Source organism: Xanthobacter lutulentifluminis (assembly GCF_043194675.2).
Classification (GTDB): domain Bacteria; phylum Pseudomonadota; class Alphaproteobacteria; order Rhizobiales; family Xanthobacteraceae; genus Xanthobacter.
The window spans coordinates 726,342-741,741 of sequence record NZ_CM195525.1; the positions used below are offsets into that span (position 1 = coordinate 726,342).

Annotated in this window: 15 protein-coding genes; 14 read left to right on the forward strand and 1 reads right to left on the reverse strand. The window is 69.5% G+C overall.

Features of this window, described 5'->3' with window-relative positions:
• The first annotated feature begins 27 nt into the window (after positions 1 to 27).
• The 8 genes from V5F49_RS03295 to V5F49_RS03330 all read left to right on the forward strand — a co-directional run bounded on the left by V5F49_RS03295 (position 28) and on the right by V5F49_RS03330 (position 7,054).
• Complete coding sequence (locus tag V5F49_RS03295; RefSeq protein WP_394114604.1) at positions 28 to 534, forward strand: L-2-amino-thiazoline-4-carboxylic acid hydrolase; 507 nt, start codon at positions 28 to 30, stop codon at positions 532 to 534.
• A 76-nt stretch (positions 535 to 610) separates the two neighbouring features.
• The gene (locus tag V5F49_RS03300; RefSeq protein WP_394114603.1) at positions 611 to 1,738 is read left to right on the forward strand and encodes an ABC transporter substrate-binding protein; all 1,128 of its coding nucleotides are present in this window, start codon (positions 611 to 613) and stop codon (positions 1,736 to 1,738) included.
• A 183-nt stretch (positions 1,739 to 1,921) separates the two neighbouring features.
• The gene (locus tag V5F49_RS03305) at positions 1,922 to 2,836 is read left to right on the forward strand and encodes a branched-chain amino acid ABC transporter permease (RefSeq protein WP_394114602.1); all 915 of its coding nucleotides are present in this window, start codon (positions 1,922 to 1,924) and stop codon (positions 2,834 to 2,836) included.
• Positions 2,829 to 3,839, forward strand: a complete 1,011-nt coding sequence (locus tag V5F49_RS03310; RefSeq protein ID WP_394114601.1) for a branched-chain amino acid ABC transporter permease — start codon at positions 2,829 to 2,831, stop codon at positions 3,837 to 3,839. The genes V5F49_RS03305 and V5F49_RS03310 overlap by 8 nt, the downstream gene beginning before the upstream one ends.
• Complete coding sequence (locus tag V5F49_RS03315) at positions 3,836 to 4,588, forward strand: ABC transporter ATP-binding protein (protein ID WP_394114600.1); 753 nt, start codon at positions 3,836 to 3,838, stop codon at positions 4,586 to 4,588. Before V5F49_RS03310 ends, V5F49_RS03315 begins: the two co-directional genes overlap by 4 nt.
• Before the next feature lie 13 nt (positions 4,589 to 4,601).
• The gene (locus tag V5F49_RS03320; protein ID WP_394114599.1) at positions 4,602 to 5,312 is read left to right on the forward strand and encodes an ABC transporter ATP-binding protein; all 711 of its coding nucleotides are present in this window, start codon (positions 4,602 to 4,604) and stop codon (positions 5,310 to 5,312) included.
• Between the two features lie 26 nt (positions 5,313 to 5,338).
• Positions 5,339 to 5,830 (forward strand): L-2-amino-thiazoline-4-carboxylic acid hydrolase, encoded by a 492-nt coding sequence (locus tag V5F49_RS03325; protein WP_394114598.1) that lies wholly within the window; start codon positions 5,339 to 5,341, stop codon positions 5,828 to 5,830.
• A gap of 54 nt (positions 5,831 to 5,884) precedes the next feature.
• Complete coding sequence (locus V5F49_RS03330) at positions 5,885 to 7,054, forward strand: M20 aminoacylase family protein (protein ID WP_394114597.1); 1,170 nt, start codon at positions 5,885 to 5,887, stop codon at positions 7,052 to 7,054.
• 151 nt (positions 7,055 to 7,205) lie between these two features.
• On the opposite strand, the gene V5F49_RS03335 is transcribed toward V5F49_RS03330, so the two are convergent.
• Positions 7,206 to 7,925, reverse strand: coding sequence for an IclR family transcriptional regulator (locus V5F49_RS03335; RefSeq protein ID WP_394114596.1), 720 nt, complete (start codon positions 7,923 to 7,925; stop codon positions 7,206 to 7,208).
• 120 nt (positions 7,926 to 8,045) lie between these two features.
• Between V5F49_RS03335 and V5F49_RS03340 the strand changes: the two genes are divergently transcribed.
• The 6 genes from V5F49_RS03340 (at position 8,046) to V5F49_RS03365 (ending at position 15,393) form a co-directional block, all read left to right on the forward strand.
• A complete protein-coding gene (locus V5F49_RS03340) occupies positions 8,046 to 9,524 on the forward strand; it encodes an aldehyde dehydrogenase (RefSeq protein WP_394114595.1) in 1,479 nt (492 codons plus the stop codon).
• 9 nt (positions 9,525 to 9,533) lie between these two features.
• A complete protein-coding gene (locus tag V5F49_RS03345; RefSeq protein WP_394114594.1) occupies positions 9,534 to 10,376 on the forward strand; it encodes a citryl-CoA lyase in 843 nt (280 codons plus the stop codon).
• Entirely contained in the window at positions 10,373 to 11,581 is a 1,209-nt protein-coding gene (locus tag V5F49_RS03350) for a CaiB/BaiF CoA transferase family protein (RefSeq protein ID WP_394114593.1), read from the forward strand. Before V5F49_RS03345 ends, V5F49_RS03350 begins: the two co-directional genes overlap by 4 nt.
• Positions 11,582 to 11,617: 36 nt before the next feature.
• Positions 11,618 to 13,099: an FAD-dependent oxidoreductase gene (locus V5F49_RS03355; RefSeq protein ID WP_394114592.1), complete on the forward strand. Its 1,482-nt coding sequence runs from the start codon at positions 11,618 to 11,620 to the stop codon at positions 13,097 to 13,099.
• Between the two features lie 26 nt (positions 13,100 to 13,125).
• The gene (locus tag V5F49_RS03360) at positions 13,126 to 14,340 is read left to right on the forward strand and encodes an ABC transporter substrate-binding protein (RefSeq protein WP_394114591.1); all 1,215 of its coding nucleotides are present in this window, start codon (positions 13,126 to 13,128) and stop codon (positions 14,338 to 14,340) included.
• 381 nt (positions 14,341 to 14,721) lie between these two features.
• Positions 14,722 to 15,393 (forward strand): RNA polymerase sigma factor, encoded by a 672-nt coding sequence (locus tag V5F49_RS03365; RefSeq protein WP_394114590.1) that lies wholly within the window; start codon positions 14,722 to 14,724, stop codon positions 15,391 to 15,393.
• Positions 15,394 to 15,400: the final 7 nt, after the last annotated feature.

Genomic DNA, 15,400 nt, shown 5'->3' on the forward strand with positions numbered 1-15,400 from the left:
CCGCAGCCATCGAAAAAGGACGAGGACATGAGCGACACCACCTCCACCGGCCGCATGGTGCCGATCGAGTGGCTCCAGGGCGCCTTCAACATGCGGGCCGCGGCCTATGCCAACATGTTCGACGTGCTGCGCGAGGCGTTCGGCACCGAGCGGGCCGTGGAGCTGGTGGGCGAGGCCACCCGCCGCATGGGCGTGACCATGGGCGCGCGCTTCGCCGATCTCGGCCCGTCCGACCTCGCCGGCCTGAAGGACCGGTTCCTCGGCGGCATTCCCGCCGGCGACGTGCTGTTCCAGCCCGAGGTGCGCCAGTGCGATGCCGAGCGGCTGGAGATCAAGTTCCACCGCTGCCCGCTCAAGGAAGCCTGGGCCGCCATGGGGCGCTCCGACGAGGACCTCGAGCTCCTCTGCAAGGCCGGCGGCGCCATCGACGGCGGCCTGTTCAAGGCGGCCGGCTTCGTCTTCAAGGGCGAGACCTGGCACCCCGGCGAGGAAGGCTGCTGCCGCCTGATCGTCGAGCCCGGCCCGGCCGCCTGAAACCTCGTGCCGCACACTCGTTCGCGTTCAAACAATATACAATAACGGTCAAACCTCCCTTCCAGAGACCTGAGCCATGACGCAGATGCCTCGTTCCCCCAGCCGCCGCGCCTTTGTGGCGCTTGCCCTCGCCACCGCGTTCGCGGGCCCGGCGCTGGCGGCCGATCCCATCAAGATCGGCTATCAGCTGCCGCTCACGGGCAGCACCGCCCAGTACGGCCAGGACTTCAAGACAGCCGCAGAGATCGCGCTGAACCAGTTCAACGCCTCCGGCCGCCTGCCGGTGAAGGTGGAGATCGTGTACGAGGACAGCCGCTCGGATGCCAAGGAAGGCGTGTCCATCGCCCGCAAGTTCGTGGACGATCCGGCCATCGTCGGCGTGCTGGGTGACTTCACCTCGGGCGTGTCCATGGCCTCGGCGCAGGTCTACAAGGAGGCGGGCATGCCCCAGCTCTCCCAGACCGCCTCGCACCCGGACTATGCCAAGATCTCCGAGTGGCAGTTCCGCAACATCACCACCCAGGCCGGTGAAGGCCCCTACAATGCCGACTGGATGCTGAAGAAGGGCATCAAGAAGGTGGCGCTGGTGGGCGAGCAGACCGACTGGGGCCAGACCTCGGTGAAATATTTCGGCGATGCCTTCGAGGCCGGCGGCGGCAAGGTGGTGCTGACCGAGTATTTCAACCGCGGCCTGCCGGATTTCCGCGCCCTGCTCACCAAGATCCAGCGCGCCAGGCCCGACGCCATCTACACCGCGTTCTTCTATGAGGATGCCGCGAACTTCCTCAAGCAGATGAAGCAGCTTGGCATCAACATTCCGGTCTTCTCCACCTCGGCCGCCCACAACCAGAAGGTGATCGAGCTGGCCGGCGCCGATGCCGAGGGCATGTCGCTGACCACCAACTTCCTGCCCAACAGCCCCCGGCCCGAGGTGAAGGCCTTCGTGGCCGAATGGGTGAAGGCGCGCGGCGCCGAGCCGGGCCAGTTCCCCGCCCAGGCGTTCGATGCCGTGAACATCATGCTCGACGCCATCGTGAAGGCCTATCCGAACGTGACCCGCGCCAAGGTGCGTGACGCGCTGGCCGCCACCAAGGACTTCCCCGGCGTGACCGGCACCACCACCTTCGGCCCCGACCGCGAGCCGGTGAAGCAGCTGATGAAGGTGCGCATCGTCAACGGGGCGTTCACCCCCGTCGAGGAGTGAGCGTGCGGCCGGGACGCCGCCGCGGCTCCCGGCTGACCCTGTTCCGGTATCCGCCCAAGGTGTCCACGCGCGCGGCGGATGTCCCGCCCGCATGATGCGGCACGTCCATTCCTCATCCGGTGACCCCGGGGCCGAGCGCCCTGGCCTCGCCGGCGGTCCGCGACCCGACTGAAGGGGCCCTCCGTGATCGACCCGTATTATCTCCAGCAACTGGCCATCGGCCTGTCACAGGGCGTCATCTACGCCCTGATGGCCATCGGCTTCACCTTGATCTTCGGCGTGCTGAACGTGGTCAACTTCGCCCATGGCGAGGTCTACACGCTCGGCGGCTTCGTCGGGCTCCTGTTCATCACCGCGTTCGCGCCGCCGTTCCTGGTGGTGCTGTTCGTGGTGCTGGCGGTGGGCGCGGCCATGGGCGTGGGGCTGGAGCGCATCGCCTTCAAGCCGTTCCGCCGCTTCTCGGACGAGGCCTCGCTGAAATCCCGCGCCATGCGGGAATCGACGCTGATGTCGTCTCTGGCGGTCTCTATCGTCGCCCGCGAGGGCCTCGAATACGCCTTCGGCTCGCAGATGCAGACGGTGCCGTTCGAGTATCTCATCAACAAGCCCATCGAGCTCGGCCCGGTCACCATCGTCACCGGCGACATCATCATCTTCGCGGTGGCGGCCATCATGCTTGCCGGCCTGCAGTACATGCTGACGCGGACGCGGGCGGGCCTTGCCATCCGCGCGGTGTCTGCCAATCCGCTGGGCGCGAAGTACGTCGGCATCGACACCGACCGCACCATCATCACCACCTTCGCGCTCGGCTCCATGATGGGCGCCGGGGCCGGCATCCTGGTGGGGCTCTATTACGGCGCCATCTTCCCGGCCATGGGCTTCGTGCCCGGCATCAAGGCGTTCGTGGCCATGGTGATGGGCGGGCTCTCCTCCATCCCCGGCGCGGTGGTCTGCGCGCTGCTGCTGGGCCTGTCCGAGGGCCTCGCCACCACCTTCATCTCGTCCAACTGGGCCGACATGGTCGCCTACGGCTTCCTGATCGTCACCCTCATCTTCTTTCCGCAGGGTCTCTTCGGAGCGGGGAGGGAACGTGTCTGATCTCATGCGCAAGGGGTGGGTCGGAAAGATCCTCCTGCTTCTCCTCGTGTTCGCCGTGGTGCCGGGCCTGCTCGCCTTCGCCGGCAAGGGCTATTTCTTCCAGGTGGCGAACCTGGTCCTGATCTTCGCCCTGCTCGCCGCCTCGCTGCATCTGGTGACGGGCGCCGCCGGCCTGCTGCACCTCGGCCATGCCGCCTTCTACGGCATCGGCGCCTATGTGGCCGCGCTGATGGGCACCGACCTGAAAATCGGCTTCATCTGGGGCCTGCCGGCGGCAGGGCTGGTGGCGGCGGCCTTCGCCTTCGTGGTGGCGCTGCCCACCATGCGGCTCGTGTCCATCTACTTCGCGGTGGCGACGCTCGCCATCGGGCAGATGATCAACACCGTGCTGCTCAACTGGGTGGCGGTCACCAAGGGGCCCAATGGCGTGATGCTGTTCTCCGGCATCAACCTGTTCGGCCTGCCGGTGAAGGGGCCGGTGGCGGTGTATTTCCTGGTGGCGGTGCTGGTGTCGGTCTCCATCTTCGTGCTGCACCGGCTGAGCCATTCCTATTACGGCAACGCCCTGCGCTCGCTGCGCGAGGACGACCAGTGCGCCGACGCCATGGGCGTCAACACCGTGAAGCTGAAGATCGAGGTGTTCACCATCTCGGCCTTCTTCGCCGGCATCGCCGGGGCGCTGTGGGCCTATACGACGGGCTATGTCTCGCCCAACGACTTCGGCTTCTCCACCTCCATCCTCATCCTGGCGATGATCGTCGTGGGCGGGCTCGGCTCGCTGCCGGGAGCGGTGATCGGCGCGGTGGTGCTGATCCTCTTGCCGGAGCTGCTGCGCGGCCTCGGCGACCTGCGCAACGTGATGGTGGGCCTCGTCATGTTCTTCTCCATCCTGTTCATGCCCAAGGGCCTGTTCGGCGAGGTCTCCGCCCTGTCCGTGGTGCGGCGCGGCTTCGGCCTGAAGTGGCGTGCGGCGCCGTCCAACCGGGAGGTCGGCTGGCAATGAGCCTGATCGAGATCGAGCACGTCACGCGGCGCTTCGGCGGTCTCCTTGCGGTGGACGACGTGACCACCCGGGTGGAGGACGGCGAGCTGGTCGGCGTCATCGGCCCCAACGGAGCGGGCAAGACCACCCTCTTCAACCTCATCTCCGGCTTCACGCCGCTCTCCTCGGGCAGCGTGCGCTTCAAGGGCGAGACCATCTCCGGCCTGAAGCCCCACAGGATCGCGGCACGGGGCATGTCCCGCACCTTCCAGAACTTGCGCGTGTTCCCGAACATGTCGGTGTTCGACAACGTGTCCGTGGGCGCGGTGGGGGCCATGGGCCAGTCGGCGCTGGGAGCCGTGTTCGGCAGGTCCGCCCGCGCGGACGCCATCTCGGCGCGCACCTGGGAGGCGATCGAGCGCGTCGGCCTCGCCGCCGAGGCGGAGGAGCTCGCCGCCAATCTCTCCTACGGCAAGCGCAAGTATCTGGAGATCGCCCGCGCGCTCGCCATGAAGCCGGACCTCCTGATCCTCGACGAGCCGGCCGCCGGCCTCAACGATTCCGAGACGGCGGAGCTGGCCCGCTTCATCAAGGCGCTGAACGGCGCCGGGATGGCGATCATGCTGGTGGAGCACGACATGAACCTCGTCATGGGCATCTGCTCGCGGGTGGTGGTGCTCGCCTCCGGCCGCAAGATCGCAGATGCGGAGCCGGCGGTGGTGCGGGCCGACCCGGTGGTGCTCGAAGCCTATCTCGGCGTGGAAGACTGAAGGGAGCGGACCCATGAGCCTTCTCGAAATCCGCGGCCTCACCGTTTCCATGGGCGTGCAGGAGATCCTGCACGGCGTCGACCTTAGCGTGCCGGAGCGCGGCATCGTGGCGGTGCTGGGCTCCAACGGGGTCGGCAAGACCACGCTGATGCGCACCATCTCCGGCGTCTACCGCGCCAAGGCCGGCACCATCCGCTTCAAGGGCGAGGACATCACCCGGCTCAAGAGCAACGAGATCGTCGCCCGCGGCCTGTTGCAGGCGCCCGAGGGCCGGCAGATCTTCTCGCCCATGAGCGTGCGCGAGAACCTCGTCATCGGCGGCGGCCGGCATGGACTTGCCGAGCTGGACCGGGTGCTGGCCCTCTTCCCCAAGCTGGGCGAGCGCATGGGGCAGGTGGCGGGGTCCCTCTCGGGCGGCGAGCAGCAGATGCTGTGCATCGCCCGCGCGCTGATGGCGAAACCCTCGATCCTGCTGCTGGACGAGCCCTCCCTCGGCCTCGCGCCCAAGTTCGTGAAGGGCATCTTCGACCTGGTGTCGCAGATCCGCGACGAGGGGCTCTCCATCCTCATCGTGGAGCAGAACGCCAAGGCGGCCCTGCGCATCTCCGACCGTGCCGCCGTGCTGGACAGCGGCCGCATCATCATCGAGGGCGAGGCGGCGACGCTCGCCAACGATCCGCGCATCGTCGAGGCCTATCTCGGCGGCCAGACCCACGCCATCTAACGCCCGCGCCATCTGAGGCCAAAGCAATGACAGAGCCAGCCGAAAAGCCAGCCCCCCTGCCCATCATCGAGCGCCGGCGGATCGAGGCCGAGATCCTCAAGCATGTCTATGACGTGCTCACCGAAAGCCACGGCGTGGATGTCGCCCGCGCCACCCTCGACAAGGCGGTGTCGCGCTCGGCGGTGGCGCAGGGGGCGAAGCTCCGCGCCGAGCTCGGCCGCGACCCCGACCTCGCCGATTTCGCCGCCATCCTGCCGAACTGGACCGCGGGGGATTCCCTCGCCATCGAAGTGAAGCACGCCGCCCCGGACCGGCTCGATTTCGACGTGGTGCGCTGCCGCTACGCCGAGATGTACCGCGAGATGGGTCTCGGCGAGATCGGCCACCTGCTCTCGTGCAATCGCGACGGGGAGTTCTGCACCGGCTACAATCCGGACATGGAGCTGACCCGCACCGAGACCCTGATGAAGGGCGGCACGCGCTGCGATTTCCGCTACCGGCTGAAGTCCGCCGGCTGAACCGCGCCGATCCCGCCGCGCCGCCCCACCGCCATCGCCGACCGGAGCCGACCCATGAGCGTCACGCCCGCCCAGTTCACCAACGAGGAGATCGCCGACGCCATCGCCTGGCGGCGCGCCCTCCACCGCATGCCCGAGCTCGCCTTCGAGGAGCGCGAGACCTCCGCCTTCGTGGCGGAAAAGCTGAAGTCGTTCGGCCTCGAGGTGGACACGGGACTGGGCGGCACCGGCGTTGTGGCGACGCTCAAGCGCGGCACCTCGGACCGCACCATCGGCCTGCGGGCGGACATGGACGCCCTCGCCATCACCGAGGCGACGGGGCTCGACTATGCCTCGCAGAACCCCGGCCGCATGCACGCCTGCGGCCATGACGGGCACATGGCCATGCTGCTGGCCGCCGCCCGCCGCCTGTCGAAGAGCGACAGCATCGACGGCACCGTGCGCTTCATCTTCCAGCCGGCCGAGGAGAACGAGGGCGGCGCGCGCCGCATGATCGAGGACGGGCTGTTCGACAGGTTCCCGATGGATGCGGTCTATGGCATGCACAATTGGCCGGACCTGCCGCTCGGCCGCGCCGGCCTCACCACCGGGCCCATGATGGCCGCCTTCGGCATCTTCGACATCACGGTGACCGGCCGCGGCGCCCACGGCGCCATGCCCCACCAGGGCGTCGACCCCATCGCCTGCATGTTCCAGATCGGCGCGGCGCTGCAGACCATCGCCGCGCGCAACGTCTCGCCCATGGCCTCGGCGGTGGTGTCGGTGACCACCGTCCATGGCGGGGATGCCTGGAACGTCATTCCCGGATCGTGCCGGATGACCGGCACCGTGCGCTGGTTCGCGCCGGAGGTGGGGAACCTGATCGAGACGCGGCTGAAGGCCATCGCCCACGGCATCGCGCAGGCCATGGGCTGCACCGCAACCATCGACTACCAGCGCCGCTATCCCGCGACCATCAATGCACCGGAAGAGGCGCGCTTCGTGCAGGACGTGGTGCGCGGCCTCTCGCCCATGCTGACGCTGGACGAGACCATCGAGCCCAGCATGGGGGCCGAGGACTTCGCCTTCATGTTGCAGGAAAAGCCGGGCGCCTATGTGTGGGTGGGCCAGGGGGGCGGCGCGGGTCTCCATTCCCCCGCCTACAACTTCAACGACGACGCGCTGCCGGTGGGCGCATCCCTCTGGGTGGCCATCGCCGAGCGCAGGCTCGCGCCGGCTGCCTAGGGCTTTCGCCAGGGGGGCGGGCCCGGGTCGGCCGTCCTGATCCGGGATGGCGTGCGCCATGCCGCCCCCGCAGGGGTGGCAGGCGGCTCTCGGGTGACGGGGCGCAGGAACCGCGCGCGCCCGGCCCGCACGAGGCGGAACCCCGGCGGCGTCAGCGCCACTGCCCGCCGAGAATGGCGGTGAGCTCCTGCCCGGCGGCGAGCAGGACCGGCGACATGATGGCGATCTGGGACGGGGTGAAGCGCGTGCGCGGCCCCGAGAGGGTCAGCGCGCCGGCCAGCGCGGTCCGGCCGGAGAACACCGGCACCGACACCGCGGCGGTCTCGGTATCGCGCTCTCCGTGCGAGACGACCGGCAGGCGCTCCATCAGCACCCGCCGCTGATCCTGATCCAGCCTGCGGGAAAAGTCGGTCAGCACATGGCCGGCCGCGCCCCTGTCGAGGGCGAGCACGTCGCCCTCGCGGATATGATCGCGGATCGGCTGGTTGGAATCCTCGCGGAACAGGCACACGCGCACCGGCCCGTCGCGATGGAAGAACGACGCGCTCTCGCCCGTCTCGCGCACAAGCTCGCGCAGGATGGGGCGGACGTGCCGGTCGAGCCGGAAGCTGCGCTGGTAGAGGCTGCCGAGGCGCATCACCTCGAACCCCAGCGCATAGGTCTTGTCCGGCATCCGCACGAGGCATCCGGCGCGCTCCAGCGAGACGGTGAGGCGCAGGATGGTGCTCTTGTAGTAGCCGGTCCGCTCGGCAAGCTCGTGCAGGCTGAGGGCGGCATCCCCGTCCCTGAAGGCGCCGAGGATGCGGAAGGCACGGTCCACCGCCTCCACCCCGCCGGCGGATTTCGCCTCCTTCTCCGCCTCTGACGACATTCCGCCCCCCACACGAATGGCACGGCGCACCCCGGGCGCCTGTTGACACGTCCGGTTTGCAGGGATAGTTCTATCAGAAAGAAATTAGTTCTGTCTAGCAGAATTTTTAGGGAGGCAAGAGTGGAGCGCTACCAGCTCTTCATCGACGGCACATGGTGTCATCCGGCGTCCGGCGCGTGGTTCGAGACCAGCGAGCCCTTCTCGGGCGAGGCGTGGGCGCTGATCCCCCGCGGCACCGCCGCCGATGCCGACCGCGCGGTCGAGGCCGCGCACCGCGCCTTCCTCTCGCCGGAATGGTCCTCGCTCACCGCCACCCAACGGGGAGCGCTGCTGCGCCGGCTCGCGGGGCTCATCGAGGAGAATGTGGACTTGCTCGGCAGGGTCGAGCAGCGCGACAACGGCAAGCTCATGGCCGAGGTGGCGGGCCAGGTGCGCAACGTGGCGCAGTGGTTCCACTATTATGCCGGGCTCGCCGACAAGGTCGGCGGCGACGTGGTGCCCATCAACAAGGCGGACGTCTTCAACTACACGAAGCTCGAGCCGCTGGGCGTGGTGGTGGCCATCACGCCGTGGAACTCGCCGCTCGCGCTCACCACCTGGAAGATGGCGCCGGCGCTGGCCGCCGGAAACACCATCGTCATCAAGCCGTCCGAATACACCTCCGCCTCGCTGCTGGAGCTGGCGAAGCTGGCGGAGCAGGCCGGCTTTCCCAAGGGCGTGGTGAACGTGGTCACCGGCTTCGGTCCGGAGGTGGGCGAGCCGCTGGTGTGCCATCCGCTGACCGCCAAGGTCGCTTTCACCGGCGGCGACATCGGCGGCCAGAAGGTGAACGAGGCGGCAGCACCCGGCCTCAAGAAGGTGACGCTGGAGCTTGGCGGCAAGTCGCCCAACATCGTGTTCGACGACGCCGACCTCGAGCAGGCGGTGAAGGGGGCCGTGGCCGGCGTGTTCGGCGCCTCCGGCCAGACCTGCATGGCGGGCTCGCGCCTGCTGCTGCAGGAGGGCATCCACGACGACTTCCTCGCCCGCCTGATCGAGGTGGTGAAGGACGCGAAGATCGGCGATCCCGCGCTGATGGAGACGCAGGTGGGCCCCATCGCCACCCGCGCCCAGTTCGAGAAGATCCTGCGCATGATCGAGATGGGCAAGGAGGATGGCGCCACCCTCGCCCTCGGCGGCCATGCGCTCGCTGGCCCCGGCTACGGCCAGGGCCAGTTCGTCGCCCCCACCATCTTCACCGATGTTCGCAACGACATGCGCATCGCCCAGCAGGAGGTGTTCGGCCCGGTGGTGTGCGTGCTGAAGTTCAAGGACGAGGAGGAGGCGCTCGACATCGCCAACGATGTCCCCTTCGGCCTCGCCGCCGGCGTGTGGACGAGGGACCTCCACCGCGCCCTGTGGTGCGTCGACCGCCTGAAGGCTGGCACGGTGTGGGTAAACAACTATCGCTCCACGAGCTTCGCCACGCCCTTCGGCGGCTACAAGCGCTCCGGCCTCGGCCGCGAGGGCGGCGTAGAGGCGATCAAGGAATATCTCCAGACCAAGAGCGTGTGGATCACCACCCGGCCCAACCGCTCCAACCCCTTCATCCTGGGCTGAGAGGGCGCCGTGTCATCCTCTCCTGATGCCGCCCAGTGGTGGCGCACCGCCATCATCGACATCGCGCCCGGCTCCATCCGCGTGCGCGGCTATGCCATCGAGGACCTCATCGGCACCCTCTCCTTCCCGGAGATGATCTGGCTGATGCTGCGCGGGGAGCTGCCCACGGCCGACGAGGGCGCGCTGCTCGGCGCGGTTCTCGTGGCTGCGGTCGATCATGGCCCGCAGGCCCCCTCCATCGCCATCGCCCGCATGGCCATGACCTGCGGCGTGGGCGTGAACAACGCCATGGCATCGGCCGTCAACGCGCTCGGCGACGTCCACGGCGGCGCCGGTCAGCAGTGCATGGAACTGTACGCCGCCGTCCATGGCCGCGCCGGACACGGGATCACCCTCGATGCCGCCGCCGGCGCGGAGATCGGCGCCCGCCTGCTGCGGCGCGAGCATGTGCCGGGCTTCGGCCACCGGTTCCATCCGGTGGACCCGCGCGCGGGTCGCCTGCTGTCGCTGGTGGACGGCGCGGCGGCGCGCGGCGTGGTCACGGGCCGCTTCGCCGCCATCGGCCGCGCGGTCGAGGACGCCCTCGCCGCCGCCAAGGGCAAGCGCCTGCCCATGAACATCGACGGGGCCACCGCCGTGGTCCTCTGCGAGCTCGGCTTCGCGCCGGAAGAGGGGCGCGGGCTGTTCATCCTCTCCCGCTCCGTGGGCATCCTCGCCCACGCCCTCGAGCAGAAGGCGCAGGGCGGCCGCATCAAGGGCCCCATGCCGCCCTCGGTGCCCTACACCTACGACGGAGCGACGCTGCGGCCGCTTCCCCGCAAGACCGACACGGCGGGAGGGACCGCGCCATGATCCGCGAGAAGCACCTGCCCCTCGCCGGGCTCCGCGTGCTCGACTTCGGGCACACCGTGATGGGCCCGTCCTGCGCCATGATCCTCGCCGATCTCGGCGCCGACGTGCTGAAGATCGAGCCGGCGGCCGGGGGCGACCCGACCCGCCAGCTCCTGGGCTTCGGCATGGGCTATTTCGGCTACTTCAACCGCAACAAGCGCTCGCTGGCGGTGGATCTGAAGAGCGAGGCGGGGCGCGAGATCGCCCTGCGGCTGGTGAAGGACGCCGACGTGCTGGTGGAGAATTTCGCCCCCGGCACCATGGGGCGCCTCGGCCTCGATGCGGAGGCCGCCCTCGCCCTCAACCCCCGGCTCGTCTACGCCAGCTTGAAGGGCTTCCTCGACGGCCCCTACGCCCAGCGCCTCGCCCTCGACGAGGTGGTGCAGATGATGTCCGGCCTCGCCTACATGACCGGGCCGAGCGGCCGCCCGCTGCGCGCCGGCACCTCGGTGGTGGACATCGCCGGCGGCATGTTCGCCGTCATCGCCATCCTCGCCGCCCTGCGGGAGCGGGAGGCGAGCGGCGAGGGGCAGGTGGTGGAGGCGGCGCTGTTCGAGACCACCGTCTTCCTCATGGGCCAGCACCTCGCCTATGCGGCGCAGACCAACGAGCCCATCCCGCCCATGCCCGAGCGCGTCTCCGCCTGGGCGGTCTACGAGCCCTTCACCCTGAAGGACGGGCGGCAGTTCTTCGTGGGCATCACCACCGACGGGCACTGGCAGCGCTTCTGCGCGCTGGTCGGCTGGCAGGACATGCTCGCCGACGCCAGCCTCGCCACCAACAACGGCCGGGTGGCCGCGCGTGGACGCATCCTGCCGTGCTTCGCCTGCCTGTTCGGGTCGCTGACGCAGGAGGAAGCGGTGGCGCTGTGCGAGAAGGCGCGCATCCCCTTCGCGCCCATCGCCCGGCCGGAGGACCTGTTCCACGATCCCCACCTCGCCGCCACCGGCGGCCTCATGGCGACCCGCCTGCCCAACGGCGTGGAAACGCGCCTGCCACGCCTGCCGATCCACATGGGCGAGACGGACCTCTCGCTGCGCAGCGACCCGCCGGAGGTGGGCGCCGACACGGCCGACGTGCTGGAGGCCCTCGGTTATTCGCCTGACACCATCGCCGCGCTGGCGCGGGAGGGCGTGGTGGCCACGGGCGCCGCGGCGTCCCGCTGAAGCAGAACAAGGACAACGAAACTCCGGGAGGAGAACATGCCAGTGACAGCAAAAGGCCCGGACCTGCTCGTGGTGGGCTGCGGCATCGCCGGGCTCAGCGCGGCCGTGTCCGCCCTTGAGGGCGGGCTCTCGGTGACGCTGCTCGAGCGCGCGCCGGAAGAGGAGTTCGGCGGCAACACCCGCTGGACCGAAGCCTACATGCGCATGAAGAACGACAGCGAGATCGCCGACGACTTCGAGGAGCATTTCGCCGCCAACGCCGGACCCAATCTCGATCCCAACGTCCTGACCGAGGCCGCCCGCCCCTATGCCGACTGGCCGGGCGTGGTGAAGGCGCATCCCTTCCCCGATCCCGAGGTCATCTCCACCTTTGCCGCGGAGGTGCCGCCGACCATCGCCTGGCTCAAGGGCTTCGGCCTGAAGTTCGGGCCCCAGCCCATCTATCTCCTCACCCAGAACACCACGCGCATCGCCGCCCAGGGCGGCGGGCTCGCCCTCATCGAGCGGCTGATGGCGGAGGCCAAGCGCCTCGGCGCCGACGTGCGCTTCCGCACCACCGCCACCGCCCTGCTGCACGATGCCGACGGGCGGGTCGCGGGCGTCGCCGTCACCGACCCGGATGGTCGCCGCGAGGAGATCCGCTCGGGTGCCACCGTGTTCGCCTCCGGCGGCTTCCAGGGCAACCCGGAGATGATGACGCGCTACATCGGCCGGAAGGCGGCCAACATCCGACCGGTGGCGCGCGGCGGCTACTACAATCGCGGCGAGGGCATCCGCATGATGCTGGAGGCCGGCGCCGCGCCCGCCGGGGAGTTCGGCTCCTACCACGCCGAGCCGGTCGATCCCCGCTCGCTCCAGGCCGAGGCCGTGGTGTTCATCTATCCCTACGGGGTGCTGGTGAACCGCGACGGCCGGCGCTTCCTCGACGAGGCCCCCGGCACCGTGGACGCGCACTACGACAACATCGGCCGGGCCATCGCCGACCAGCCCGGCGGCATCTCGTGGGTGATCTTCGACGCCAAGGTGGAGGACATCCCGCGCTGGCGCACCGCCATCCGCTCGGACGTTCCGGCGGTGGAGGCCGATACACTGGAGGCGCTGGTCGAAAAGCTCGGGCTGCCGGCGGAGACGCTCGCCACCATCTCCGCCTTCAATGCCGCCTGCCCGGACGAGAGCGGCGCGTTCACGCCCTTCGCTATCGACCACCGCGCGACCACCGGCATCGCGCCGCGCAAGTCGCACTGGTGCCGGAGGATCGAGACGGCGCCGTTCCGCGCCTATCCCATCATCTCCACCGCCTGCTTCACCTTCGGCGGCGTGAAGGTGAACCCCTCCGCCCAGGTGCTGGACGCCGACGGAAAGGTCATCCCCGGCCTGTACGCGGCGGGTGAGACGGTGGGGCTCTATCACCAAGTCTACACCGGATCGACCTCGGTGCTGCGCGGCGCGGTGTTCGGCCGCCTCGCCGGCCTGCACGCCGCGCAGACCCTGGCGCCGCGCCTCAAGACGGCGCTCTGAACCAGATACAAGAGGGAGGAAACACAATGCGAAAGACGATGCTGGCGGCCGCCTGCGCGGCAGCCGTCGCCCTGCCCTGCGCCGGCGCGCGGGCGCAGTCCTACTCCGACGGCGTGGTGAAGATCGGCATCCTCACCGACCTGTCCGGCCAGCTCGCCGATTCCACCGGCGCCGGCTCCATCCTGGCGGCGGAGATGGCGGTGGCGGATTTCGGCCCCATCGAGGGGGTGAAGGTGGAGATCGTCTCCGCCGACCACCAGAACAAGGCGGATATCGGCGCCGCCACCACCCGCAAGTGGTACGAGGTGGACGGGGTGGACGCCGTGATGGACGTGCCCAATTCGGCGGTCGCGCTGGCGGTGCAGCAGATCACGCGGGAGAAGGACCGCATCGCCATCTTCTCCTCGCCGGCAAGCTCGGACCTCACCGGCAAGGCCTGCTCGCCGAACGGCATCCACTGGACCTACGACACCTACGCCCTCGCGCACGTGACCGGCGATGCGGTGGTGGCGTCCGGCCTCAGGGACTGGTTCTTCCTCACCTCGGACTATGCCTTCGGCCATGCGCTGGAGCGCGACACCGGCGCGGTGGTGCAGAAGGCCGGGGGCAAGGTCCACGGCTCGGTGCGCATGCCGGCGAACGCGGCGGATTTCTCCTCCTTCCTCCTGCAGGCGCAAAGCTCGAAGGCCGACGTGGTGGCCCTCGCCACCGCCGGGCTCGACACGCAGAACGCCATCAAGCAGGCGGCGGAGTTCGGCCTCACCGAATCCGGCAAGACCATCGCGGCGCTGCTGCTCGCGGACACGGAGGTGCACGCCCTCGGCCTCAAGGCGACGCAGGGCATCCGCCTCACCGCGCCGTTCTACTGGGACCTGAACGACGGCACCCGGGCCTTCTCCCGGCGCTTCTTCGAGAAGCGCAAGGCCATGCCCACCTTCTACCAGGCCGGCGTCTACGGCGCCGTCACCCACTATCTGAAGGCCGTGAAGGCGGCCAGGACGGACGCCGCCGGCCCGGTGATGGCGAAGATGAAGGACACGCCCGTCAACGACTTCATGACCAGGGACGGGAAGGTGCGCGAGGACGGCCGCGTCATCCGCGACATGTACCTGTTCCAGGTGAAGGCGCCAGCGGACTCCAGGGCGCCGTGGGACTACTACAAGCTCGCCGCCACCGTGCCGGGCGACAGGGCCTTCCGGCCGCTTTCCGAAAGCGACTGCCCGCTGGTGAAGAAGATGTAGCCGCGCGCGCCGTCGCGACGGCATCGACGGCATCGCGCAAGCCGGAACGCTGGCGCCCCGTTGGCCGCAACGGGGCGCCAGATCGTTGGATCTGTCTCCTCCCCTCACGCCGAACGCCGGAACCCGTTAGACCGCCCCGCCGCGCATCCCGCGCCCCCGGCCGGCGCGGCGCAGGGGCGTCCCCCAGAAACGGCGCTTGCATTTTTGATCGACCGATCTAGAACTCGCCGGCGGACGACCCGCCCCGCCTGTTTTCCTGCGATCCGTGGCGCGGCACCCTTGCGAAGGGCCATCGCGGCACGCTCCCGGTGAGCCAGGAAAGACCGCCGGGCGGACCGGCGGGGCCGCCCCGGGGCGCGGGAACGCAAGCGGGAGCGCGCGATGATCGGGAGGACGCGGCATAACCCGGGCGAGGCCGAGGCGCGGGATACCCTCGCACGGCTGCGCGCGGGCGATGAGGCCGCGTTCCGCCGGATCGTGCGGGATTTCAACGAGCCGATGCTGAGCCTTGCCCGGACCTTCGTGAAAACCCGCGCGACTGCCGAGGAGGTCGTCCAGGACACCTGGGTCGCCGTGATCTCGGGTCTCTCCACCTTCGAGGAGCGGTCCTCGCTGAAGACCTGGATCTTCTCCATCCTCGTCAACAAGGCCCGCACGCGCGGGGCGCGGGACGGGCGGATGCTCAGCTTCTCCGACCTCGGCCAGGAGGGCGGCCCCGCCGTGGACCCGCACCGCTTCAGGCCCGACGGGTCATGGGACGAGCCGCCCGTGCTGTCCCATGACCTCACGCCCGAGCGCATCGTTGCCGGGCGGCAGATGCTGGAGCATGTGCGGGCCGCCCTCGACACCCTGCCCGCGGCCCAGCGCAGCGTGATCCTCCTGCGCGATGTGGAAGGGCTGGACGCGGAGGAGGCCTGCGCCATCCTCGGGGTGAGCGAGGCCAACCAACGCGTGCTCCTGCATCGCGGCCGCGCCCGCCTGCGCGATGCGCTGGAGGCACTGCTGGCCGGGGCGCGCGCGGCCACGGGTCGGCGCGCGTCAGGAAAAGTGTAACAGTCGG

Bases quoted from the DNA above. Each gene is read 5' to 3' on its own strand.
- V5F49_RS03295 (WP_394114604.1), top strand. From the start codon at position 28: ATGAGCGACACCACCTCCACCGGCCGCATGGTGCCGATCGAGTGGCTC.
- V5F49_RS03300 (WP_394114603.1), top strand. From the start codon at position 611: ATGACGCAGATGCCTCGTTCCCCCAGCCGCCGCGCCTTTGTGGCGCTT.
- V5F49_RS03315 (WP_394114600.1), top strand. From the start codon at position 3,836: ATGAGCCTGATCGAGATCGAGCACGTCACGCGGCGCTTCGGCGGTCTC.
- V5F49_RS03320 (WP_394114599.1), top strand. From the start codon at position 4,602: ATGAGCCTTCTCGAAATCCGCGGCCTCACCGTTTCCATGGGCGTGCAG.
- V5F49_RS03325 (WP_394114598.1), top strand. From the start codon at position 5,339: ATGACAGAGCCAGCCGAAAAGCCAGCCCCCCTGCCCATCATCGAGCGC.
- V5F49_RS03330 (WP_394114597.1), top strand. From the start codon at position 5,885: ATGAGCGTCACGCCCGCCCAGTTCACCAACGAGGAGATCGCCGACGCC.
- V5F49_RS03335 (WP_394114596.1), bottom strand. From the start codon at position 7,925: ATGTCGTCAGAGGCGGAGAAGGAGGCGAAATCCGCCGGCGGGGTGGAG.
- V5F49_RS03350 (WP_394114593.1), top strand. From the start codon at position 10,373: ATGATCCGCGAGAAGCACCTGCCCCTCGCCGGGCTCCGCGTGCTCGAC.
- V5F49_RS03355 (WP_394114592.1), top strand. From the start codon at position 11,618: ATGCCAGTGACAGCAAAAGGCCCGGACCTGCTCGTGGTGGGCTGCGGC.
- V5F49_RS03360 (WP_394114591.1), top strand. From the start codon at position 13,126: ATGCGAAAGACGATGCTGGCGGCCGCCTGCGCGGCAGCCGTCGCCCTG.
- V5F49_RS03365 (WP_394114590.1), top strand. From the start codon at position 14,722: ATGATCGGGAGGACGCGGCATAACCCGGGCGAGGCCGAGGCGCGGGAT.